Source organism: Citrobacter sp. ABFQG (assembly GCF_004322975.1).
Lineage (GTDB): Bacteria > Pseudomonadota > Gammaproteobacteria > Enterobacterales > Enterobacteriaceae > Citrobacter > Citrobacter freundii.
Genome location: NZ_CP036435.1, coordinates 3,991,325 through 4,015,912, shown reverse-complemented (window position 1 = coordinate 4,015,912; position 24,588 = coordinate 3,991,325). Strand labels below are relative to the sequence as shown.

At 51.9% G+C, this 24,588-nt stretch carries 17 protein-coding genes and 1 pseudogene; 6 read left to right on the top strand and 12 right to left on the bottom strand.

The features are described 5' to 3' along the window. Positions 1 to 79: 79 nt before the first annotated feature. Positions 80 to 505 carry a nucleoside triphosphatase NudI gene (gene nudI, locus WN16_RS19800; protein WP_003027643.1) on the bottom strand — a complete coding sequence of 142 codons (426 nt, stop codon included), beginning with the start codon at positions 503 to 505 and terminating at the stop codon, positions 80 to 82. A gap of 317 nt (positions 506 to 822) precedes the next feature. On the opposite strand from nudI, the gene WN16_RS19795 reads away from it, so the two are divergent. Further along, entirely contained in the window at positions 823 to 1,365 is a 543-nt protein-coding gene (locus WN16_RS19795) for a YfaZ family protein (protein WP_032936588.1), read from the top strand. A gap of 79 nt (positions 1,366 to 1,444) precedes the next feature. Continuing rightward, entirely contained in the window at positions 1,445 to 2,641 is a 1,197-nt protein-coding gene (locus WN16_RS19790) for a nicotinamide mononucleotide deamidase-related protein YfaY (RefSeq protein ID WP_032936590.1), read from the top strand. A gap of 38 nt (positions 2,642 to 2,679) precedes the next feature. On the opposite strand, the gene WN16_RS19785 is transcribed toward WN16_RS19790, so the two are convergent. The 4 genes from WN16_RS19785 to glpA form a co-directional block, all read right to left on the bottom strand. Beyond that, a complete protein-coding gene (locus WN16_RS19785; protein ID WP_080708713.1) occupies positions 2,680 to 2,880 on the bottom strand; it encodes a hypothetical protein in 201 nt (66 codons plus the stop codon). Positions 2,881 to 3,199: 319 nt separating this feature from the next. Beyond that, positions 3,200 to 4,390, bottom strand: a complete 1,191-nt coding sequence (glpC, locus tag WN16_RS19780) for an anaerobic glycerol-3-phosphate dehydrogenase subunit GlpC (RefSeq protein WP_003027620.1) — start codon at positions 4,388 to 4,390, stop codon at positions 3,200 to 3,202. Then, positions 4,387 to 5,646, bottom strand: a complete 1,260-nt coding sequence (gene glpB, locus WN16_RS19775; RefSeq protein ID WP_032936591.1) for a glycerol-3-phosphate dehydrogenase subunit GlpB — start codon at positions 5,644 to 5,646, stop codon at positions 4,387 to 4,389. The genes glpC and glpB overlap by 4 nt, the downstream gene beginning before the upstream one ends. Continuing rightward, on the bottom strand, positions 5,636 to 7,264 hold the full coding sequence (glpA, locus tag WN16_RS19770) for an anaerobic glycerol-3-phosphate dehydrogenase subunit A (RefSeq protein ID WP_003845117.1): 1,629 nt from the start codon (positions 7,262 to 7,264) through the stop codon (positions 5,636 to 5,638). The genes glpB and glpA overlap by 11 nt, the downstream gene beginning before the upstream one ends. A gap of 270 nt (positions 7,265 to 7,534) precedes the next feature. Between glpA and glpT the strand changes: the two genes are divergently transcribed. Both glpT and glpQ read left to right on the top strand, forming a co-directional pair. Next, entirely contained in the window at positions 7,535 to 8,893 is a 1,359-nt protein-coding gene (gene glpT / locus WN16_RS19765) for a glycerol-3-phosphate transporter (RefSeq protein ID WP_044701171.1), read from the top strand. Between the two features lie 3 nt (positions 8,894 to 8,896). Beyond that, positions 8,897 to 9,964 carry a glycerophosphodiester phosphodiesterase gene (glpQ, locus tag WN16_RS19760; protein ID WP_003839410.1) on the top strand — a complete coding sequence of 356 codons (1,068 nt, stop codon included), beginning with the start codon at positions 8,897 to 8,899 and terminating at the stop codon, positions 9,962 to 9,964. A 62-nt stretch (positions 9,965 to 10,026) separates the two neighbouring features. Here the strand turns inward: glpQ and WN16_RS24710 are convergent. The 5 genes and pseudogenes from WN16_RS24710 to ubiG form a co-directional block, all read right to left on the bottom strand. Then, a pseudogene (locus WN16_RS24710) lies at positions 10,027 to 10,116 on the bottom strand (hypothetical protein); the annotation flags it as partial. A 21-nt stretch (positions 10,117 to 10,137) separates the two neighbouring features. Then, positions 10,138 to 10,392, bottom strand: a complete 255-nt coding sequence (gene yfaE / locus WN16_RS19755; protein WP_003027609.1) for a ferredoxin-like diferric-tyrosyl radical cofactor maintenance protein YfaE — start codon at positions 10,390 to 10,392, stop codon at positions 10,138 to 10,140. Continuing rightward, the gene (gene nrdB / locus WN16_RS19750; protein WP_003027605.1) at positions 10,392 to 11,522 is read right to left on the bottom strand and encodes a class Ia ribonucleoside-diphosphate reductase subunit beta; all 1,131 of its coding nucleotides are present in this window, start codon (positions 11,520 to 11,522) and stop codon (positions 10,392 to 10,394) included. Before nrdB ends, yfaE begins: the two co-directional genes overlap by 1 nt. 110 nt (positions 11,523 to 11,632) lie before the next feature. Then, entirely contained in the window at positions 11,633 to 13,918 is a 2,286-nt protein-coding gene (gene nrdA / locus WN16_RS19745) for a class 1a ribonucleoside-diphosphate reductase subunit alpha (protein WP_003027604.1), read from the bottom strand. A gap of 488 nt (positions 13,919 to 14,406) precedes the next feature. Further along, the gene (gene ubiG / locus WN16_RS19740; protein WP_003027601.1) at positions 14,407 to 15,135 is read right to left on the bottom strand and encodes a bifunctional 2-polyprenyl-6-hydroxyphenol methylase/3-demethylubiquinol 3-O-methyltransferase UbiG; all 729 of its coding nucleotides are present in this window, start codon (positions 15,133 to 15,135) and stop codon (positions 14,407 to 14,409) included. 158 nt (positions 15,136 to 15,293) lie between these two features. Between ubiG and gyrA the strand changes: the two genes are divergently transcribed. Both gyrA and rcsC read left to right on the top strand, forming a co-directional pair. Next, positions 15,294 to 17,930 carry a DNA topoisomerase (ATP-hydrolyzing) subunit A gene (gene gyrA / locus WN16_RS19735; protein WP_044701169.1) on the top strand — a complete coding sequence of 879 codons (2,637 nt, stop codon included), beginning with the start codon at positions 15,294 to 15,296 and terminating at the stop codon, positions 17,928 to 17,930. Positions 17,931 to 18,051: 121 nt separating this feature from the next. Next, entirely contained in the window at positions 18,052 to 20,898 is a 2,847-nt protein-coding gene (rcsC, locus tag WN16_RS19730; protein ID WP_044701167.1) for a two-component system sensor histidine kinase RcsC, read from the top strand. Between the two features lie 112 nt (positions 20,899 to 21,010). On the opposite strand, the gene rcsB is transcribed toward rcsC, so the two are convergent. Both rcsB and rcsD read right to left on the bottom strand, forming a co-directional pair. Continuing rightward, the gene (rcsB, locus tag WN16_RS19725) at positions 21,011 to 21,661 is read right to left on the bottom strand and encodes a response regulator transcription factor RcsB (RefSeq protein ID WP_003027592.1); all 651 of its coding nucleotides are present in this window, start codon (positions 21,659 to 21,661) and stop codon (positions 21,011 to 21,013) included. A gap of 16 nt (positions 21,662 to 21,677) precedes the next feature. Then, positions 21,678 to 24,347 carry a phosphotransferase RcsD gene (rcsD, locus tag WN16_RS19720; protein ID WP_003845134.1) on the bottom strand — a complete coding sequence of 890 codons (2,670 nt, stop codon included), beginning with the start codon at positions 24,345 to 24,347 and terminating at the stop codon, positions 21,678 to 21,680. Between the last annotated feature and the right edge of the window lie 241 nt (positions 24,348 to 24,588).

Below are 24,588 nucleotides of genomic sequence, written 5' to 3'. Positions count from 1 at the left end.
TATTGTTCTCTGTTGCTGAATGCTGAGAGCAATACCGCTAATGTGATCATTGTTTATATTACGTTTAAACTCGGGGGACTTACAGTAACCCTTTCAAGGTTAACGTTTTACGTGTGGCGATATTTAAGTCGTAGGTGCCGAGATCTTCCGCTTTAACCCAGGCGAACGCCTGGAACTCTTCGTTAATGTTCACTTCACGATTAGCTGCCACACAATCGAAGATGAGATAAATCATATAAATCTCTTCCTGGCTGCCATCCGCGTACGTTTTAGTACGAATATCGTCACTGAAAGTCCATGGCGTAATTTCTGATAACACCAACTGCTCGCCCAGCTCCTCTCTCACTTCCCGGCGCAAAGCTTCTTCGATGCGCTCACCCGGCTCAACGCCACCGCCAGACAGCGCCCACTGACCGGGAAACACGCCGCGGTCGTCAGCCATTTTGCAGAGTAAATAGCAGCCATCGTTTTGAATTAATGGGCAAACAATTGTTCTTTGGCGCATAGGTCAAGTCCTTGCAGGGGCGGGTATTAAGAATTCCATCATCCACCTATCTTACCTTTTGCTGACTGGAGAAAAAACGCTTCATCGACGATTAAGTCCGTACGGGCGAGGAAAAATTGATTGTTGTTGAAAATGGCGTTCAGGGATGCGAATGATAGATTACATAAAAAAATTTAACCTTATCTAATCTCATTAAGTAGTATTTAGTTACAATATGGTCTTGCATCGCTTTTTTAGCTCATTGATTCCTCGTCATCTGACAGTACAATTCACCGGTTTTGGGGCTATGTTTTGATTCTTGCAGGAAAGGATAGAAAATGAAAATAAGTTTACTGTTGGGTTTTGCCGGAATGCTGTTTGTTTCTGCTTCGGCAAACGCGATTAGCATCAACGGTCAGGCTGGCGAAGACTACACCAACCTTGGATTCGGTATGGGTACTGAGACCACCGGTCTGGCCGTCAGCGGCAACTGGATGCATAATGATGACGACGGCGATGTTGCTGGGCTGGGCCTGGGGCTGAATATCCCGCTGGGTCCACTGTTGGCGACCGTTGGTGGTAAAGGTGTATATACCAATCCAAACGATGGCGATGAAGGTTATGCTGCGGCTGTCGGTGGTGGTTTACAGTGGCCGATCGGCGACAGCATTCGTCTGTTTGGTGAGTACTATTACTCGCCTGATTCGCTTTCCAGCGGTATCGACAGCTATGAAGAAGCAAATGCCGGTGCGCGTTTGACTATTATGCGTCCGCTGAGCATCGAAGCCGGTTATCGTTACCTGAACCTGGCAGGTAAAGACGGTAACCGTGATAACGCAATTGCTGATGGCCCGTACGTTGGGGTTAACGCCAGCTTCTAACATTTCTGGCGCGGCGTTCAGTCGCGCCTTCCCCCCTCCATGCGTTATAGTGTTTTCATCATAAAAGCAGGAGAACACGATGTTAAACGTGGAGATGCTATCCACCGGGGATGAAGTGTTGCACGGACAAATCGTCGACACCAATGCCGCCTGGCTGGCCGATTTTTTCTTTAATCAGGGTTTACCGCTAACACGCCGCAACACAGTAGGTGACAATCTTAACGATTTAGTCTCCGTTTTGCGTGAGCGTAGCGAACACGCCGATATACTGATCGTTAATGGCGGTTTGGGGCCAACCAGCGATGATTTGAGCGCGCTGGCAGCGGCAACGGCAAAAGGCGAAGGGCTGGTGCTGCATGAAGCATGGCTGACCGAGATGGAGCGATATTTCCGCGATCGTGGCCGCGTGATGGCGCCGAGCAACCGCAAACAGGCTGAACTTCCCGCCAGCGCGGAGTTTATCAATAATCCGGTGGGTACCGCGTGCGGGTTCGCCCTGAAGCTTAACCGCTGCCTGATGTTTTTTACACCGGGTGTACCGTCAGAATTCAAAGTCATGGTTGAGCATGAGATTCTGCCGCGTTTGCGTGAGCGTTTCTCTTTGGCTCAGCCCCCGTTATGCCTGCGATTAACCACCTTTGGCCGTTCTGAAAGCGAGCTGGCACAAAGCCTGGATCCGCTAACTTTGCCACCGGGTGTAACAATGGGATATCGCTCCTCAATGCCGATTATTGAGCTGAAGCTGACCGGGCCGGATTCCCAACGCGAAGCGATGCTGGCGCTGTGGCCTGAGGTGAAAAAGGTTGCCGGGCAAAACATGATTTTTGAAGGTACGGAAGGTTTGCCTGCGCAAATCGCCCGCACGTTGCAGGAACGGCAATATAGCCTGACGCTGAGCGAACAATTTACCGGTGGTCTGGTCGCGTTGCAGCTTTCTCGCGCTAATGCTCCGTTGTTGGCGAGCGAAGTTGTTCCGCCTCAGGAAGAAACGCTGGCGCAAACGGCGCATTGGGTAACCGAGCGACGTAGCAAACATTATGCCGGGCTGGCTTTGGCGATATCAGCTTTCGAAAACGAACATATTAACTTTGCGCTGGCCACCCCCAATGGGACATATGGTTTGCGCGTTCGGCTGAACGCTAATCGCTACAGCTTGTCGATTCGTCAGGAAGTGTGCGCAATGATGGCGCTAAATATGCTGCGCCGTTGGCTTAACAATCAGGATCTTGCCAGCGAGCACGGTTGGATCGAAGTGGTTGAGTCGCTCACGATTTAATTATTAACAGGGAAGGTTACAAACCTTCCCAATCTGACTCATTCTGTGACATCGTCAGGCAATAGCCCAGTAATTAACCGAACCAAATCACGATCAATTCGATTTTCCAGCATCATGCGCGCGATACGTAAGGCTTCTTCTTGCGTTCCTTTTTGCACCCCTTTCTCTAACCCTTGTTGTAGCCCTTGTTGTAGCCCATTGTGGTGACCTTCTTGTTTTAGCCTCCCTGCGATTGTCATCAACCTCTCCTTATGATGGGGGGAACGTTCGGCAACTTCATGGATAAATTCGCTGACGTGAGAAACGTCACCGTACCGTAGCAGGTAATTAAATAGCGTTTGTAGCTGGCTGTCATTAGCGGTGCTTGTAACTAATGGTGCTTGTAACTGATAGAGAAGATGGCGTGACGGTATCCACTTTTAATATGCGCTGCATGCGGGAAATGGGGTCTTTGCGTGGATGAATCAGAGATAAATATGTCCGACTGCAACGTATTCAATTAAGCGGAACGGGCTACGCAAAAAAATGCCCGGTAGCAAATACCACCGGGCAACAGGTTTAACCCAACGCTTTGGCAAGCAGGGTGATGGGATGTTCGCAACGCTTACTGGTAGACATCTCAATCTGCCATTTACAGGTTTCGCAGTCGGTGACGACGATATCAGCGCCGCTTTCTTCAATTTGGCGGAATAACGGTGCGCCAATAGACTGTGAAGTCGGATAGTTTTCCTTTTTAAAGCCGTAAGTCCCGGCAATCCCACAACACTGAGAATCCAGCACTGTCAGCTCCAGCCCCGGAATTTGTCGCAGTAGTTCCAGCGTGTAAAGCGTCCAGCCCATTTTCTCCATATGACATGGCGTGTGATAGACCACCTTCAGTGGCAGCGTTTTCAGCGGCAGCGTTTTACCTTCATCCAGCTTGCGCCACAGCCAGCGGGTTGCCAGTTCAATGTGTTCTCGCAGGCCTGAGTTGTCGACATCCAGCACTTCCGGATATTCATCACGTAGCGCAAAGGTACAGGTTGATGAGGTGGCGATCACCGGAATGCCTTTGCCATCAATCGCTTCCCGGAGTGAGGCCACGTTGCTGACCGCCTGTTTACGCGCTTTATCTGTAAATCCGTTAGCAATCAGCGGTACGCCACAGCATTTCTCTTTACTCAGCAGTTGCACGCCGGTTCCCATCGCATTCAACACCTTGATCAGGTCTTTGCCAAGCTGGGGATGGTTGTAATTCACAAAACAGCCGTGGAAAAAGGCGACCTGATCCTGATACTGCGCCTGCTGTGCGGCAATGCTGCGATACCAGCGGCGGAAGGTGCCAAAGGAGTACTTCGGCAGCGTACGGCGATGATCGATTTTTAGCGCGTAATCCAGCAACTGACGTACCGGTTTTAGTGAGGTGGCGGTATTCACTATTGGGGCGAAGGGGGTGGAAACGCTCCCCATTAAATCGGTATGGCTTAAGACGAAGTTACGCAGCGATGGGCGCGTCGTGTCGTATTTGGCGCGCGCGCGCTGGATGATATCGCCGATTTTCACGTCTGACGGACAGGCCACTTCGCAGCGTTTACAGTTGATGCAGTATTTCAGCGCATCGTCATATAGCGCGCCATCTTTCAGGCGCAGACGTTCACCGTCCGGGCCGGCCTGCTTAGGGCCCGGGTAGCTCGGGTTGACGCGGCTTACCGGGCAGGCGGTGGTGCACACCGTACATTTGATACAACTTTCAAAACGTGTGTCGCTCATTGCTGTCCTCCTGCACGTTTCGCAATATGATGTGCGGCATGTAAGGCGCTGACTGCGCACACGCCGCCTCCGCAACCCTGGGCGATAGGGTCGAATCCGCCGAGGACGGAACCGATGGCGTACATGTTCTCTATCGTTTTTCCCGCCAGTGATGGGCGCAATGTGGCATCGGTTGTGACGCCAAACAGTTGCCACGGTTGTGGATCGAAAACGTCACGCTGATACCACTCGGCGCGGGTAGCTGTTTGCTGTACATCCAGTCCCAGGATTGGTTCGTGGATTGCCTCACGCGTGGCGACCAGCCCGCTGCTGAAAAAACTGCCGCTGGCGAGCACGGCGAAACGTGGCCGCAAGGGGATATCGGCATGATTTCGGGTCCAGATTTCGCTGACCACGCCGTCCTGACAGGTGATTTTCTTCACTTCATCACCCGGCATCCACACACCGCCCTGGCGCACAAACTGGCGCTGCAATTTGTTGTGTAAACGCATGCCCAGTACCGAAGGAGGTAGGGTCGGTAACAGTGTCAGCGAGCAGGGGAGGCGCTCGTTAAGCCACTGCCAGAGCCGCTCATCTGCCAGACCAAAGCAGGCCGGCATGATTATCATGTCGCAGGTTTTTGCCATTGGCAGCAATGCGTCATAGAGCAGCGACCATTTATCTTCGTTATCCAGCAGGCGCGCAATATTAACGGCGCGAAACTCGGTTGGGTTATCACGCAGGACATCCAGTTCCGGCAGTTCGATTTCTGCCGTCTCGACGCTGAGATTACGTTGGCGTAATGACGCCGCGGCGAGATGCGCCTGAAAATCCAGTAACCCGCTAATCCCTACAACGCATATACGCTGCGCGGACAGCGGCCAGACCGGCACTTCCGGGGAACTTAACCAGGTTGAGCGCAGGGTGCCCAGCGGGGTAACACGTTGATGTGCCTGATGCACGTTGCCTTGCAAATGCGTTCCGCATTCTTCCAGTAAATTTTGCGCCTGCTGGGCCAGTTCCAGAACGTTCTGCGTTCCGATGGTGCTATACGGATGTGCGGGTGCCTGAGTGTACAGCGCATTCAAACCCGCTTCTATATCCGTCACCGGTTGACCATCGGGTAAGCTGCTGAGCAAATCCAGTGAGCCGGAGGAAAAATGCAGGGCGCTTTGGCCGCGGGTAACAATCGTGCAGCGCAGTCCGCTTTTTTGCAGTTGCAGGCCGCATAGCAGTCCAGCGAGGCCGCCGCCGATAATGACGGTATCAAATTTCATCCTGGTGCTCCTTTTCCAGACCACACAACCCTTGATAAACCCAGCGAGTGAATTCGCTTTCGCGCAGTGCATCTCCCCAGGCGATAGGCTGCACACCTTTCCAGCGTTCGTTGAGGAAGTCGGAAAGCTGAGTAATGGATTGTGCTGCGGTAGTGACATTAAAACGTTGCAGCAAACCTGCAGCGCGACAGGCACACAATTCGCCCTGGCAGGTCCCCATTCCGACGCGGGTACGGCGACGTAAATCGAGCAGACTGTTAACGGTTAGATTCTCGACGGCGTATTGCACTTCGCCTGCGGTGACCGCTTCGCATTCACAGACCAGGCTGCGATGTTGACGGCCTTCGCTCAGCCACGCTGGGGTACGATCCCCATGGCGATAGACTGCCGAACCGCGTAGCGGCGCAGGTAACGAAATAACGCGTTTAAGCGTATGCTCGGTAGATTCCTGTGAGCCAGGCAACGCGGTGTCTGCGGTTGTGCAAGGCTGGGTATTGCCCAGCTTACGGCAAACAGCATCGGTAGCCCATTCCGCCATCAGGCGGTAAGTCATCAGTTTGCCGCCGGTAATGGTGATAAACCCTTCCAGTCCGTCACGCTCTGCGTGATCGAACAGTACAATCCCACGGCTGACGTTACGACCGGTGGGATCGTCGTCGCTGGCCACCAGCGGACGTACGCCGGAGTAGGCGCGTAAAATGCGCGTTTTCGCCATAATCGGCGCCAGTTTCTCGCCTTCACGCAGCAGAATGTCGACTTCTTCTGCGGTGACGCGGTTGCTGTCGATATCATCGTAATCAATGTGCTGCGAGGTGGTACCGATCAATGAGATGGTATCGCCTGGCACCAGAATATCGGCGTCAGACGGTTTACGGCAGCGGTTGATGACATGCTGGTTAATGCGATGATCCATAATCAGCAACGAACCTTTGGCCGGGAACATACGGATGCTCAGATCGGCATATTCCGCAATGCGTTGACCCCAGATCCCGGCGGCGTTAACGACAACCGGTGCATGCAGGGACTGCATTTCGCCCGTCAGATGATTGCGCACATTAACGCCGCAAACCGTCGCGCCTTCGCGAATCAGCCCTGTCACTTCATGCGCCGTTAAGATAACCGCGCCATGCTCACGCGCATCCAGCATGTTGGCGGCGGTTAAGCGGAAAGGATCAACCGTGCCGTCAGGCACTTTTACCGCACCAATCAGCTGTGGATTCACGGAAGGTTCGATAATACGTGCCTGCTGAGGGTCAATCGCTTCTGCGCGAATCCCTGCTTCTTCACAGGCGCGAATAAAGGTCGCCTGAAAGGAGAGCTCATCCTCCGGCAGGGTAATAAACAGACCGTCCGTTGGCTCAACGCAATGGCGGGCGATACGTTTCAGAATTTGGTTTTCGCTGATGCACTCACGGGCAGATTCAGCATCGGTGACGGCGTAGCGTGCACCGCTGTGCAGCAGGCCGTGGTTGCGCCCGGTCGCACCTGTGGCGATATCGTGGCGTTCCACTAAGATGACGCGCAACCCGCGCAGCGCACAATCGCGTGCGATCCCTGCACCTGTTGCTCCTCCACCAATGATAATCACGTCACTTGTTTGCGAGTCGCGAGTTTTCATTGTTTTTCCTCACAGTTCGTTTTTTATCATTTAGCCACATAAAAAACATGGATTGTTTGATTTCGCGCATAATCGCTCATTATTCGAAAATGAAACGTGATTTCGTGCGCCTTTATGAACATTTGTCATAAATCTGTAACAATATGTGCTGCGTTTCACATTTTTGTTATGTATCTTTCCTTAACATCGCGGCCACACTGGGAGCGGTAGGGTAGTAATGACGAACTGCAGTGTTTACTTCGAATGAAAGACGGCCACGGAGGCTACACTATGTTGAGCATTTTTAAACCAGCGTCACACACGGCGCGTTTGCCTGCAGCGGAGATCGACCCGACATATCGTCGATTACGTTGGCAGATTTTTCTGGGGATTTTCTTTGGTTATGCCGCGTACTATCTGGTACGTAAGAACTTTGCCCTTGCGATGCCGTATCTGGTTGAGCAGGGGTTCTCGCGTGGCGATCTGGGTTTTGCGTTGTCCGGTATCTCCATTGCTTACGGATTTTCGAAATTCATCATGGGGTCCGTTTCGGATCGCTCGAATCCGCGCGTTTTCCTGCCAGCGGGTCTGATACTGGCTGCGGCAGTGATGTTGTTTATGGGCTTTGTGCCGTGGGCGACATCGAGCATCGCGGTAATGTTTGTGCTGCTGTTCCTCTGCGGATGGTTCCAGGGGATGGGCTGGCCGCCGTGTGGTCGTACCATGGTGCACTGGTGGTCGCAGAAAGAGCGTGGCGGCATCGTTTCCGTTTGGAACTGTGCGCATAACGTGGGTGGCGGTCTGCCTCCTCTGTTGTTCCTGCTGGGTATGGCCTGGTTCAATGACTGGAAAGCGGCGCTGTACATGCCTGCTTTCGGTGCGATCGTTGTCGCGCTGTTTGCTTTTGCTTTGATGCGTGATACGCCGCAGTCCTGTGGTCTGCCGCCAATCGAAGAGTACAAGAACGATTATCCGGACGATTACAACGAGAAAGCGGAAGAAGAGCTGACTGCGAAGCAGATCTTCATGCAGTACGTACTGCCGAACAAACTGTTGTGGTACATCGCTATCGCCAACGTGTTTGTTTATCTGCTGCGCTACGGCATCCTGGACTGGTCGCCGACTTACCTGAAAGAAGTGAAGCATTTTGCACTGGATAAATCATCCTGGGCCTACTTCCTGTATGAATATGCGGGTATTCCGGGCACGCTGCTGTGTGGCTGGATGTCGGATAAAGTCTTCCGTGGAAACCGTGGCGCGACCGGCGTGTTCTTTATGACGCTGGTGACGATTGCGACCATCGTTTACTGGATGAACCCGGCAGGCAACCCGAACGTAGATATGGCTTGTATGATTATCATCGGCTTCCTGATCTACGGCCCGGTCATGTTGATTGGTCTGCATGCGCTGGAACTGGCACCGAAAAAAGCGGCAGGTACGGCGGCTGGCTTTACTGGTCTGTTCGGTTATCTCGGCGGTTCTGTGGCTGCGAGCGCCATTGTCGGCTACACCGTTGACTTCTTCGGTTGGGACGGCGGCTTTATGGTGATGATTGGCGGTAGTGTGCTGGCGGTTATTCTGCTGGTAGTCGTCATGATTGGCGAAAAACGCCATCACGAAGAGATCCAGCTCAAGCGTAACGGGGGCTAATAGATGAAAACCACATTGAAAAGTCTCAGCGTGGCGCTGATGCTGGCAGGTATGGTTGTGAGCAGCGCGGCGGTTGCCGCAGATAAAGTCGTGATTGCGCACCGTGGCGCCAGCGGTTATCTACCGGAGCATACGTTACCTGCGAAAGCGATGGCCTATGCTCAGGGAGCGGATTACCTGGAACAGGATTTGGTGATGACTAAGGACGACCATCTGGTCGTCCTGCATGACCACTATCTTGACCGCGTCACCGATGTTGCCGAGCGTTTCCCGGATCGCGCGCGTAAAGATGGGCGTTACTACGCTATCGACTTTACGCTGGATGAGATCAAGTCGCTGAAGTTTACTGAAGGCTTTGATATCGAAAATGGCAAAAAGGTCCAGACCTACCCGGGGCGTTTCCCGATGGGTAAATCTGATTTCCGTGTGCACACTTTCGAAGAAGAAATTGAGTTCGTTCAGGGATTAAATCATTCAACCGGTAAAAACATCGGCATTTACCCGGAAATGAAAGCGCCGTGGTTCCATCATCAGGAAGGGAAGGACATTGCGGCTAAAACGCTGGAAGTACTGAAAAAGTACGGGTACACCGACAAGAACGATAAGGTCTATCTGCAGTGTTTTGATGTCGCAGAGTTAAAGCGCATTAAGAATGAACTGGAACCGAAGATGGGGATGGATCTCAATCTGGTACAGTTGATTGCGTACACTGACTGGAATGAAACTCAGGAGAAAAAGCCAGACGGCAGTTGGGTTAATTACAACTACGACTGGATGTTTAAACCGGGTGCCATGAAGCAGGTTGCGCAGTATGCGGACGGCATTGGGCCGGACTACCACATGCTGATTGATGAGAAGTCGAAGAAGGGCAATATCTCGTTAACTGGCATGGTGCAGGACGCACATCAGAATAAGATGGTGGTGCATCCGTATACCGTTCGCGCCGATCAACTGCCGGATTACACCACTGACGTAAACCAGCTGTATGACATTCTTTATAACAAAGCGGGTGTTGACGGGCTGTTCACCGATTTCCCCGACAAAGCAGTGAAATTCCTGAACAAAGAGTAATGGCATAAGGCCTGTGATGCACCTCCGGTCACAGGCCTTATTGGACGAAACGTGATTAACTGCTAGATAAGGCCGTCTGCTGTTAACGTTTTCCTACATGCCTGCAGGAGAAATAAAGGGCTGCCGTTCATCGGCGGCTCTTTTACCAGTAACAATTTTTATCCCGCCTTGCGTTACAGCTCTATTTCAATATCGCCTTTTGCCCGGCAACAGCAGGGCAATATTTCACCCGGTTGAATGAAGGCCAGAGGTTCGGCAATCCAGTCAACCTGTCCCGCCACCAGGCGGGTACGACAGGAGCCGCAGTAGCCTTCACGACACTGATATTCGACTTCAACATCGTGCGACTCGAGTGCGGCAAGTAGGGAAGGATGTTCATCCTGGCACAGCAGTTGTGTGCCAGAGATGCGCAAAGTCACGCGGCCCATCAGAGCTGGAAGTTACTCAGGTCGTCGGTATCAACTTCCGAATCGATCTGACCGACCAGATAAGAGCTGACTTCCACTTCCTGCGGTGCGACCTGGACGTTATCAGACACCAGCCAGGTATTGATCCACGGGATCGGGTTAGAGCGGGTCTGGAAAGGCAGATCGAGTCCGACAGCCTGCATACGGATGTTGGTGATGTACTCAACGTACTGGCACAGAATGTCTTTGTTCAGGCCAATCATTGAGCCATCACGGAACAGATAGTCCGCCCACTCTTTTTCCTGCAGCGCGGCCTGTACGAACAGGTCGTAGCATTCTTGTTTGCACTCTTCGGCAATTTCCGCCATCTCCGGATCGTCTACACCGCTGCGCAGAAGGTTCAGCATATGCTGAGTACCGGTCAGATGCAGGGCTTCGTCGCGGGCGATCAGACGAATAATTTTCGCGTTGCCTTCCATTAGTTCACGTTCGGCGAATGCGAAGGAGCAGGCGAAGCTGACATAAAAGCGGATCGCTTCCAGCGCGTTGACGCTCATCAGGCACAGATACAGCTTCTTCTTCAGCTCACGCAGGTTTACGACAACCGTTTTGCCATTAACGGTATGCGTACCTTCACCGAGCAAATGCCAGTAGCTGGTCATCTCGATCAATTCGTCGTAGTAGCTGGAAATACCTTCTGCGCGTTTCTGGATTTGCTCATTAGTGACGATATCGTCAAACACCACCGCCGGATCGTTAACGATATTGCGAATAATATGAGTGTAGGAGCGGGAATGGATAGTTTCAGAAAACGCCCACGTTTCCACCCAGGTTTCCAGTTCAGGGATCGAGATTAACGGCAGCAGCGCGACGTTTGGACTACGTCCCTGAATGGAGTCCAGCAGCGTCTGATACTTCAGGTTGCTGATGAAGATATGTTTTTCATGTTCCGGCAATGCCTGGAAATCGATACGATCGCGAGAAACATCGACCTCTTCCGGACGCCAGAAGAAAGAGAGCTGCTTTTCGATCAGTTTTTCAAAGATGTCATATTTTTGCTGATCGTAGCGGGCGACGTTCACCGGCTGGCCGAAGAACATCGGTTCCAGAAGCTGATCATTTTTCGTCTGTGAAAAAGTGGTGTATGCCATTGATGAGAATCCTGTCTGGAATGTACTGCCGGATGCGCTTTGCTTATCCGGCCTACAATACCGCGAATTAATTTGTAGGCCGGGTAAGCGCTACGCCACCCGGCAAAAGATTAAATCTTACATGCGCCGCTTTCGCAGCCATCGTCCTGAATGGACGGTACCAGATCGTCCTGAGAGTCTTCCGCACCGTCACGGGTGTTCTGATAATACAGCGTTTTGACACCAAATTTGTAGGCGGTGAGCAGGTCTTTCAGCAACTGCTGCATCGGTACTTTTCCGGACGGGAAGCGCGACGGATCGTAGTTGGTGTTGGCAGAAATCGACTGATCAATAAATTTCTGCATGATACCTACCAGCTGCAGATAGCCGTCGTTGTTCGGCATTTCCCACAGCAGTTCGTATGCGTCGTGCAGGTGTTCGTAGTCCGGCACGACCTGACGCAGAATTCCATCTTTCGATGCTTTGATGCTCACGTAACCGCGTGGTGGTTCAATACCATTGGTGGCGTTGGAGATCTGCGAAGAGGTCTCGGACGGCATCAGAGCGGAGAGCGTGGAGTTACGCAGACCGTGAGTTTTAATTGATTCGCGCAGGCTTTCCCAGTTGTAATGCAGGGATTCGCTGACGATAGCATCCAGGTCTTTTTTATAGGTATCGATCGGCAGAATGCCTTTCGCATAGGTGGTTTCGTTAAACCACGGGCATGCGCCTTGCTCTTTCGCCAGCTCGTTAGACGCTTTCAGCAGGTAATACTGAATCGCTTCAAAGGTTTTGTGAGTCAGGTTATTGGCGCTGCCGTCAGAGTAACGTTTACCGTTTTTCGCTAGCCAGTAGGCATAGTTGATAACGCCAATACCCAGCGTACGACGACCCATCGCACCGCGTTTGGCGGCCGGAATCGGATAATCCTGGTAATCGAGCAGCGCATCCAACGCACGTACCGCCAGTACGGCCAGCTCTTCCAGTTCGTCCAGACTTTCGATAGCGCCCAGGTTAAATGCGGACAGCGTACACAGCGCAATTTCGCCGTTTTCATCGTTAACGTCGGTCAGCGGTTTGGTCGGCAGGGCGATTTCCAGGCACAGGTTGGACTGGCGTACCGGTGCGACAACCGGATCAAACGGGCTATGGGTGTTGCAGTGGTCAACGTTCTGAATATAGATACGACCGGTAGAGGCACGTTCCTGCATCATCAGTGAGAACAGCTCAACCGCTTTCACGCGCTGTTTGCGGATGCTGTCGTCGTTTTCATATTGGGTGTACAGACGTTCGAACTCATCCTGATCGGCGAAGAACGCGTCATACAGACCCGGGACGTCGGACGGGCTAAACAAGGTGATGTCGCCGCCTTTCAGCAAACGGGTGTACATCAGTTTGTTGATCTGTACGCCGTAGTCCATGTGACGAACGCGGTTGCCTTCGACGCCACGGTTGTTTTTCAGGACCAGCAGGCTTTCAACTTCCAGGTGCCACATTGGGTAGAACAGCGTGGCTGCACCGCCGCGTACGCCACCCTGAGAGCAGGATTTCACCGCAGTCTGGAAATGCTTGTAGAACGGAATACAACCGGTGTGGAACGCTTCACCGCCGCGAATCGGGCTACCCAGCGCACGGATGCGACCGGCGTTAATGCCGATACCGGCACGCTGAGAAACGTATTTCACAATCGCGCTGGAGGTTGCGTTGATGGAGTCAAGGCTGTCGCCGCACTCGATCAGTACGCAGGAGCTGAACTGACGCGTTGGGGTACGCACGCCGGACATAATCGGCGTCGGCAGCGAGATTTTGAACGTAGAAACGGCGTCGTAGAAACGTTTTACATATTGCAGACGTGTTTCACGCGGATAGTTAGAAAACAGGCAGGCTGCTACCAGAATGTAGAGGAACTGTGCGCTTTCATAGATCTCACCGGTAACACGGTTTTGCACCAGATATTTGCCTTCTAACTGCTTCACCGCAGCGTAGGAGAAGGTCATATCACGATCGTGTACGATGAACGAGTCCATCTGCTTGAACTCTTCTTCCGTGTAGTCTTCCAGCAGATGATTGTCGTATTTGCCCATTTCAACCATTTTCACGACATGGTCAAACAGTTTTGGCGGTTCAAACTCGCCATAGGCTTTTTTGCGCAGATGGAAAATCGCCAGACGGGCGGCCAGATACTGATAATCCGGCGCTTCGCGGGAGATCAGGTCGGCGGCAGCTTTGATGATTGTTTCATGGATATCGGAGGTCTTGATACCGTCATAAAACTGAATGTGGGAGCGCAGCTCGACCTGAGAGATCGATACGTTATTCAGTCCTTCTGCCGCCCAATCCAGAACTCGGTGGATTTTGTCGAGATTGATGCGCTCTGTACTACCATCACGCTTTGTCACCAGCAGACTCTGATTCATGTGGTTTTTTACCTGTCCGTGAAAGAAAAAATATCCCCCATATTATCCACAGAGTCATGTTGTGACTAAGTCTGTGGATAAATACTATATATAGGGGTTGTTTGATAAAATAGACGCTATATGGTGAGTATTCTAGTAGGGATTCTTTTCAGCACAAGAGTTGATTTTGAGGTTAAATTGAGGTTGCAAAAGGGTGAGAATCGCTAAGTGCGCGTCTTATAAGGCCTGGCGGGGATGTCAATAATTGAGAAAAAAAATAGAAATTTTGATCGAGTGCTGATTTCTTCATCTAAGGTAAGGAAAGTTCTTATGATCTGGCGCAAAAATTGCTGTACCGGTACTACTCAGGATTGGTAGGCGATGCGTAATAACGTAGGCCTGATAAGCGAAGCGCCATCAGGCGTTAAAGCCCGGAGTCGTGCCGGATGGCGGCGCTGGCGCGCTTTATCCGGCCTACAATCCAGCGTCATAAGGCCATGAGCGCTGGTTTATTCGCTTTTGGCGGTGGTATGCACCATATAGTTCACATCAACGCCCGGACCGAGTTTGAAGGTGTTGGTGATGGGGTTGTAGTGCAGGCCGGTCATATGACGCTCTTTCAGCACGGTCTGGTCAACCCACTCTAACAGTTCAGCGGGCTTAATGAATTTTTTCACATCATGCGTGCCTTTCGGCACCATCCGCAGAATATATTCCGCTCCGACCACCGCCATCAGCCAGGATTTGCCGTTGCGGTTAAGCGTGGAGAAAAAGACTTCGCCGCCCGGTTTAACCAGCCTGGCGCAGGCCCTGACCACCGACTGCGGATCTGGTACGTGCTCCAGCATTTCCATGCAGGTCACAACGTCATACTGATGCGCATGCTTATCCGCATGTTCTTCGACAGTTTCTTGTACGTACTCCACCTGGATGCCGCTCTCCAGCGCATGCAGTTTTGCGACCTGTAACGGTTCAAAGCCCATGTCCAGCCCGGTGACGGTTGCGCCTTCGCGCGCCATGCTTTCCGCCAGAATGCCGCCGCCGCAGCCGACGTCGAGAACCTTTTTACCAAACAGGCCGCCTGAGCGTTCAGTAATGTAGCCCAGACGCAGCGGGTTAATACGGTGCAGTGGCTTAAATTCACCCTCAAGATCCCACCAGCGTGACGCGACTGCTTCAAACTTGGCAATTTCTTCATGGTCAACGTTGTGAGTAACCGGGGGTTTTTCGGCATTCATTGGGGCTTCTACTCCTAAATTTGCGATGCAAATGAGTATATCAGCCTGACGGGATGAATAAAGCCTCTGTCAGGGGGAATCCATTTACCTGAATCTTCACGTATGTGTTATAATTTGCGACCTTTGAATCCGGGATACAGTAGAGGGATAGCGGTTAGATGAGCGACCTTGCGAGAGAAATTACACCGGTCAACATTGAGGAAGAGCTGAAGAGCTCCTATCTGGATTATGCGATGTCGGTCATTGTTGGCCGTGCGCTGCCAGACGTCCGAGATGGCCTGAAGCCGGTTCACCGTCGCGTACTTTACGCCATGAACGTATTGGGCAACGACTGGAATAAAGCCTATAAAAAATCTGCCCGTGTCGTTGGTGACGTAATCGGTAAATACCACCCTCATGGTGATATCGCCGTTTACGACACCATTGTTCGTATGGCGCAGCCATTCTCCTTGCGTTACATGCTGGTAGATGGTCAGGGTAACTTTGGTTCTGTCGATGGCGACTCCGCAGCGGCGATGCGTTATACGGAAATCCGTATGTCGAAAATCGCCCATGAGCTGATGGCTGACCTGGAAAAAGAAACGGTTGATTTCGTCGATAACTACGACGGCACCGAACAAATTCCTGACGTCATGCCGACCAAAATTCCTAACCTGCTGGTGAACGGTTCGTCCGGTATCGCGGTAGGTATGGCGACCAACATTCCGCCGCACAACCTGACTGAAGTGATCAACGGCTGTCTGGCATATATTGACGATGAAGACATCAGCATTGAAGGGCTGATGGAACATATTCCGGGTCCGGACTTCCCGACTGCAGCGATCATCAACGGTCGTCGTGGTATCGAAGAAGCCTACCGTACCGGCCGTGGCAAAGTGTACATTCGCGCACGCGCGGAAGTCGAAGCGGATGCCAAAACGGGTCGTGAAACCATCATCGTCCACGAAATTCCGTATCAGGTAAACAAAGCGCGCCTGATTGAGAAAATCGCCGAACTGGTAAAAGACAAACGCGTAGAAGGCATCAGCGCGCTGCGTGACGAGTCTGACAAAGACGGTATGCGCATCGTGATTGAAGTGAAACGCGATGCGGTCGGGGAAGTGGTTCTGAACAACCTTTACTCCCAGACCCAATTGCAGGTTTCCTTCGGTATCAACATGGTTGCATTGCACCATGGCCAGCCGAAGATCATGAACCTGAAAGATATTATTGCCGCGTTCGTACGTCACCGCCGTGAAGTCGTAACTCGTCGTACTATCTTTGAACTGCGTAAAGCCCGCGACCGTGCGCACATCCTTGAAGCGCTGGCGATTGCGCTGGCGAACATCGATCCGATCATCGAACTGATCCGCCGTGCGCCGACCCCGGCAGAAGCGAAAGCCGCGCTGGTTGCGCGTTCGTGGGAACTGGGCAACGTTTCCGCCATGCTGGAACGTGCTGGTGATGACGCCGCGCGCCCTGAGTGGCTGGAGCCGGAATTTGGCGTGCGTGACGGTCAGTACTACCTGACTGAACAGCAGGCTCAGGCTATTCTGGATCTGCGTTTGCAGAAACTGACCGGCCTTGAGCACGAAAAACTGCTCGACGAATACAAAGAGCTGCTGGAACAGATCGCTGAACTGCTGCACATTCTGGGCAGCGCAGATCGTCTGATGGAAGTTATCCGTGAAGAGATGGAGCTGATTCGTGAACAGTTCGGTGACGCTCGTCGGACCGAAATTACCGCGAACAGCGCTGACATCAACATCGAAGATCTGATTAACCAGGAAGATGTTGTCGTGACCTTGTCTCATCAGGGCTACGTGAAATATCAGCCGTTAACCGATTACGAAGCGCAGCGTCGTGGCGGTAAAGGCAAATCTGCAGCACGCATTAAAGAAGAAGACTTTATCGACCGCCTGCTGGTGGCCAACACCCATGACACGATCCTCTGCTTCTCCAGCCGTGGTCGTCTGTACTGGATGAAGGTTTATCAACTGCCGGAAGCGAGCCGTGGTGCGCGTGGACGTCCAATCGTTAACCTGCTGCCGCTGGAAGCGAACGAACGTATCACCGCAATTCTGCCGGTACGCGAGTACGAAGAGGGCGTCAACGTCTTCATGGCAACCGCCAGCGGTACCGTGAAGAAAACGGCATTGACCGAATTCAGCCGTCCGCGTTCTGCCGGTATTATCGCCGTCAACCTGAACGAAGGCGACGAACTGATTGGCGTTGATCTGACGTCCGGTAATGACGAAGTTATGCTGTTCTCTGCTGCCGGTAAAGTGGTGCGTTTTAAAGAGAACGCAGTTCGCGCGATGGGTCGTACGGCGACCGGTGTTCGCGGGATCAAACTGGCAGGTGAAGACTCCGTTGTTTCCCTGATCGTTCCACGCGGTGAAGGGGCAATCCTGACCGTCACACAGAACGGTTACGGTAAGCGTACAGCGGAAAGCGAATACCCAACCAAGTCTCGTGGTACGCAGGGTGTTATCTCCATCAAAGTCACCGAGCGTAATGGCTCCGTTGTTGGCGCAGTACAGGTTGAAGATACCGACCAGATCATGATGATCACTGATGCAGGTACGCTGGTACGTACTCGCGTGTCGGAAATCAGCGTGGTAGGGCGTAATACCCAGGGTGTTATCCTTATCCGTACTGCGGAAGACGAAAACGTTGTGGGTCTGCAACGCGTTGCTGAACCGGTTGATGATGAAGAGCTCGACTCCATCGACGGAAGTGCAGCTGAAGGTGACGAGGATATCGCGCCTGAAGCGGAAAGCGATGATGATGCAGCGGATGACGCTGAAGAGTAATTAAAACGTAATAAGAAGGGCCGGAGAACTCCGGCCCTTTTTTTAATGGCATTGCGACAAAAGACATTTACCGCTACCTTAACCACACTCTATTAATGCCCTGAGGCGGAGCTTCGCCCCTTTGAAATACCTTGCTTCCGTTCATTCAACCCTAAAAGTCTCACGCTACCTGTTCAGAGCGCTGGCGCTCGTTATCTGGTGTCTGATTGCGTTTGCCTCCGTGTTTTACATTGTGAATGCGCTGCACCAGCGAGAGTCTGAAATCCATCAGGAGCTTAATCTCAGCTCCGATCAGGCCCAACGTTACATTCAGCGCACCTCTGATGTGATTAAAGAGCTGAAATATATTGCCGAAAATCGCTTAACAGCGGAAAACGGCGTGATGTCGTTGCGGGCGCGAGATGATAAAACCGTCGTGCCTAATTTTGAGCCGCTGTTTGCCGACTCCGACTGTTCCGTAATGGGTAACGCCTGGCGAGGTTCTCTGGAATCACTGGCATGGTTTATGCGCTACTGGCGCGACAACTTTTCCGCCGCTTATGATTTAAATCGAGTGTTCCTGATCGGCAGCGACAACCTCTGTATGGCCAATTTCGGTTTGCGTGATATGCCCGTCGAACGAGACGAGGCCCTGAAGGCTCTGCATGAGCGCATTATTAAGTATCGCAATGCTACGCAAGAAGATAACGGCAACAACTTGTTCTGGATTAGCCAGGGGCCGCGTCCGGGGGTAGGGTATTTCTATGCACTGACGCCGGTTTACCTCGCCAATCGTCTCCAGGCGCTGTTGGGCGTAGAGCAACCTATTCGCATGGAGAATTTCTTCACGCCGGGCAGTTTACCGATGGGCGTGACCATCCTCGACGAAAATGGCCATGCGCTAATTTCTCTCACCGGCCCTGAAGGGAATATTAAGGCTGAGCCCCACTGGATGCAGGAGCGCTCCTGGTTTGGTTACACGCCGGGTTTCCGCGAGCTGGTATTGAAGAAAAATCTGCCTCCGTCCTCCCTGAGCATCGTGTACTCCGTTCCTGTTGACCTGGTGCTGGAGCGGATCCGCATGATGATCCTGAACGCTATATTGCTGAACGTGCTGGTCGGGGCGGCATTGTTTATGCTCACGCGCATGTATGAACGGCGCATTTTTATTCCAGCGGAAAGTGATGCTCAGCGGCTGGAAGAACATGAGCAGTTTAACCGTAAAATCGTGGCTTCTGCGCCGGTGGGTATTTGTATTCTGCGCACGATGGATGGCATTAATATCCTGAGTAACGAACTGGCGCACACCTATCTGAACATGCTGACGCATGAAGACCGTCAGCGGTTAACGCAAATTATTTGCGGCCAACAGGTCAATTTTGTTGATGTGCTGACCAGCAACAATACCAATCTGCAAATCAGCTTTGTGCACTCGCGTTATCGTAATGAAAACGTGGCAATTTGTGTCCTTGTTGATGTCAGTGCGCGCGTTAAAATGGAAGAGTCGTTGCAGGAGATGGCACAGGCGGCGGAACAGGCTAGCCAGTCAAAATCGATGTTCCTTGCGACGGTGAGCCATGAGCTACGTACCCCGCTGTATGGCATTATCGGTAACCTTGATTTGTTGCAAACCAAAGAGTTACCGAGTGGGGTGGATCGTCTGGTAACGGCGATGAATAACTCTTCCAGCCTGCTGCTGAAAATTATCAGCGATATTCTCGACTTCTCAAAGATTGAATCTGAACAGCTGAAGATTGAACCGCGAGAGTTTTCACCGCGTGAAGTCATGAACCATATTACGGCTAACTATTTGCCGCTGGTGGTCCGCAAGCAGTTGGGGTTGTACTGCTTTATCGATCCGGATGTGCCTGTGGCGCTGAATGGCGATCCGATGCGTTTACAACAGGTGATTTCTAATCTACTGAGTAACGCAATCAAGTTTACCGATACCGGTTGTATTGTGTTGCACGTGCAGTGCAGCGGCGACTACCTGAGCATTCGAGTGCGTGATACGGGTGTAGGGATCCCTGCCAAAGAGGTGGTTCGGTTGTTCGATCCTTTCTTCCAGGTGGGGACTGGCGTACAGCGTAATTTCCAGGGAACGGGACTTGGTTTGGCGATCTGTGAAAAACTGATCAGCATGATGGATGGGGATATTTCCGTCGATTCCGAGCCGGGAATGGGGAGCCAGTTTACGCTGCGTATTCCGCTTTATGGCGCACAGTATCCGCTGAAAAAGGGTGTTGAAGGATTGGCTGGCACGCGCTGCTGGCTGGCAGTACGTAATGCGTCACTGTACCATTTTCTCGAATCCAGCCTGACGCGTAATGGGATGATGGTGCTGCGATATGAGGGACAACAGCCCGATGCGGATGACCTGTTGGTGGCCGACGATGTGCTGGAACAGGACTGGCAGGGGCGAGCAGCGGTGATTTTCTGCCGCCGACATATTGGCATTCCGCTGGAAAGAGAGCCTGGAGAATGGGTACACAGCGTGGCGTCACCGCACGAACTGCCTGCGCTGTTGGCACATATCTACAGTGTAGAGTTGGGGAGTGAAGAGCTCTCCACGGCGCTGCCAACCCCGGATAAAGCCGGTGCGACGAACGATGACATGATGATCCTGGTTGTTGACGATCATCCTATAAACCGGCGCTTACTGGCCGATCAATTGGGATCGTTGGGATATCAGTGTAAAACCGCGAATGACGGTGTGGATGCGCTCAATGTGCTCAGCAAAAATCATATCGACATTGTGCTGAGTGACGTCAACATGCCAAACATGGATGGTTATCGCCTGACCCAGCGTATCCGCCAGTTAGGGTTAACGCTGCCGGTTGTCGGCGTGACGGCCAACGCGCTGGCCGAAGAGAAGCAGCGTTGCCTGGAATCGGGTATGGATAGCTGTTTGTCTAAGCCAGTGACGTTGGATGTATTGAAGCAAACGCTGACAGTCTATGCGGAAAGGGTGAGGAAGGCGCGGGAATAACAGATGCCGGATGGCGGCGCTTGCCTTATCCGGCCTACGGAACACGCACCACGCAGTGTCATTCGTAGGCCTGATAAACGGCGTGCCATCAGGCACTTTGGTGTTAAAAGAATTACTCTTTGTCTGAGGGACTCAGCGTTACGGAAGAGAGGTAATTCAACAGGGCGATATCGTTTTCCACACCGAGTTTCATCATTGCCGACTTTTTCTGGCTGCTGATGGTTTTAATACTACGGTTGAGTTTTTTCGCGATTTCAGTAACCAGGAAACCTTCGGCAAACAGACGCAGAACTTCACTCTCTTTCGGTGACAGACGTTTGTCGCCATAGCCGCTGGCGCTGATTTTTTCCAGCAGACGAGACACGCTTTCCGGGGTGAATTTCTTACCTTTCTGCAGTGCGGCAAGCGCTTTCGGCAGATCGGTTGGCGCACCTTGCTTCAGTACGATCCCTTCAATATCGAGATCCAGTACCGCGCTCAGAATAGCCGGATTGTTGTTCATGGTCAGAACGATAATCGACAGGCTCGGGAAATGACGCTTGATATATTTAATTAACGTGATCCCATCACCGTATTTATCTCCCGGCATGGAGAGGTCGGTAATCAACACATGCGCATCCAACTTAGGCAAATTGTTGATCAGTGCAGTGGAGTCTTCAAATTCGCCGACAACATTTACCCACTCGATTTGCTCAAGTGATTTACGAATACCGAACAGTACAATCGGGTGGTCATCGGCAATAATTACGTTCATAGTGTTCATGTATTGGGCTACCTTGCTACAGCAAGCTCTTGACGTAAACGTCAATGTCGCTGATGTATTTTTCTATACCTGGAGCATCTTTCTCTTGAATAAGATGTTCCAGCGCTTCACATAACTGCTTGCCGGGTACCAGATTAAGCATGGCAAACACGCCTTTCAGGCGATGGGCCGTTTGGGCTAACGCAGCGAAATCGCTGATAGCCGCCTCAGTATACAACCTCTTAACATCATCCGGTACTGTGTCTACAAAGAGAGCGTAGTAACCACTGGCATGAAGTTCGGCGTTTTCATCCCCGCCGAGGGGGAGTTCCTGGAACCCTTCTTGCGCCAGTTGCTCTTCAATCAGCTCAAGGACAGCTTCCTGCATAGCATTGCTCATATTAAAGTTAACGCGCAGTTGGCCAGGGCCAATTTTCCGCACGCCAGACTCATCATCGCTTAAAAGTAGGCCTGAAGCAGTAAGATTAGACGGATTATCCGTTAAAAAGAGATCATATTCTTGACTATTCAACCGTTCATCGGGCGTGATGCAGGTTGCCCCCCAGTTTTCCAGCTGACGTAATACAATGCTACGTACGTCATTTGAGGTGACATCAACCATTACGCAGACGTCATCCAACAGGCGTTCTTCACTATCAGCATGTTGATCGTGCAGCGGCATTTTAACATGGACGATATAACGTGTTCCAAGTTCTTCCCGCGCTTTGATATTCAGGTGTCCACCAAGCTTACGGGCTAACTGATCGCACAACCAGAACGTCAGAGGGTTGGCTTTGCCATACCGATCGCCCTGCGTGTCATTGATGAACGGGAAATGGAGATTATCAACTTCATTCAATGTGACGCCTTGCCCGGTATCCAGAATGCGGAAGGTCAGGCGTTCAGCCTCTGACTCATCCTGGTCTACTTCCAGCGTGATTTTACCAATCTGCGTGGTGGTTACCGCATATTGGATCAACAGCAGCAAAATACGGCGCAAGGCATCGCGATCGCCACGGCGTTCATCATGGGCGCTAAGATGATTTTTAATCAGTAGCTGCAGCCCCTTACGCTTAATGGCTGGCAGAACCTCCGGAACTACGTCGTCAATTAATGCCTGCACGGAAAACAGTGTGGATTCACCTTTCCAGGCATCGTTCTCCAGCAGGTTGGCTAGCTGGATTTCGTCCACCATTCGCACCAGAACGTCGGCCTGATTTGCCAGTTTCTGGCTGTCCGGTGTATTGAGCGCGGCGGCATTGGCAGCCAACGTTTTCGCGGGGTCTTTCAGCGCGCTGCCAATATTCTGCATAAAGGCCGCGCGGGCCTGCTGATTTTTCTCATACAGCCGCTGCGCTTGTTTCAGCTTCTTATTGACCAGCACTTCGCGGTCCTGGTCACGAATGATAAAGATCTGCGTTCTCGGGGAGATCTGGCTGCGAAACAGTCTGATTTCATACAGTTCATTATTGATGGTGGCTTGAATGATTCCCTGATGCTGCTCTGCCATGTTGGTAATGTTTTGCAGATTTAAATGCGGCAGCAGGTGATCGGCAATTTTGTTGCTGATAACCGTACGATTTGCTTCCTGATCGTGTACCAGTAATCCCAGCGGCAGAAGGGAAACAATCTCTTCGTTGATTGCGCGAAGAACGCGCAGTTCATTATTTGCCGCAAGGTTTGGCGCCACTTGGGTGGAACGGACTGGGAGGTGGCGAAAAGTGGTATAGCCAAATAGCGCCAGGGCCAGCAACGCAATGTTCAGCAAAAGCGGTAGCAGAATGCTTTGCAATGTGTCGAGCAGCAATGAGCCAAACGGAACCTGCCATACCAGCCGCATATCCGTTGAGTTTAGCGCCGAAGAGATCTCAATTTTACTGTTGTTGAAATTAATGCTGACGCTGTCAGGCGACTCTTTTTCATTCAGGTGCTCGGTCGTTGAGGTGGCATCAGGTTCCAGATAGAAACTGTCCAGCGGCATACCGGGCGGGATCAAGTCATTAATCGGCAGGTCAAAGGCGACAACCGTTGCCAGATGTCCTGGCTGATTAAAGGTCGTGCGTAGCGTGAAGTAATGCCCGTTCTGCCAGGCCAGACGGCGCAGTGAAGAGAAGCTTTCACGTTCATCTAGCGCATTAGCCTGTTGCAGCATCTCAGCGCGCCGGGAATCGACAATATTCCCAATCGTCGATTCTTTAAAACCGGAGGTAAGATCTTTCAGCGGTAACGTCGAGATTAGGATCAGGCTGTTGTCCTGACCATTCAGGTAATACATTGACCATGGGACATTCTCTGCGCCCCACAACGTATCCAGATATGTTGAAATGCGCTGGGTCATTTCCAATGTAGAACTGTCATGCGAGCCGAAAATCAGCGCCTCGGTCTTTCTGCGTGGCTTCTCAAGATAATAGACATCTTGTTTCAGACGCGTTTCCTGCAGCCCTTCTGCACCCGGCGAACTGGTTGAGGCGGCAATATTGTCATAGATTTGCCAGGTCACGTATCGCCAGGTATCGACCCTTTTATGAATGGCATGGGTAATATCGACGATCTGATAGCTCTTATCTTTTAACCAGGTGTTGACGGCGCTCTGGACCATAACACCCATCATCACCAACAGCACAACGATCAGTAATAAGAAGAAACGGGTAATACTTCCTGGCAACAGGGAGAATCGGGTGGAAACCGTTGTGTCAGACTGACTCATTCGTGTTTATGACCTGTTAAACGACGCGAAAGATGAAGGGGCAGTATAAAGGGTAATGTATGAATTACCACACTTACACCGCGCGGCAGAGGTTGCATTTTTTACGCCTCATTTGGTTGCACCCGTGACGGTGCAAAGGTGTACAGTGGATAACGGCGGGTACAAATATTCGTACGGAAAGTATACATTTAGCATTAAATAACAATCAATTATTTGTCAGGCTTATATCTGAGCGCAGTGC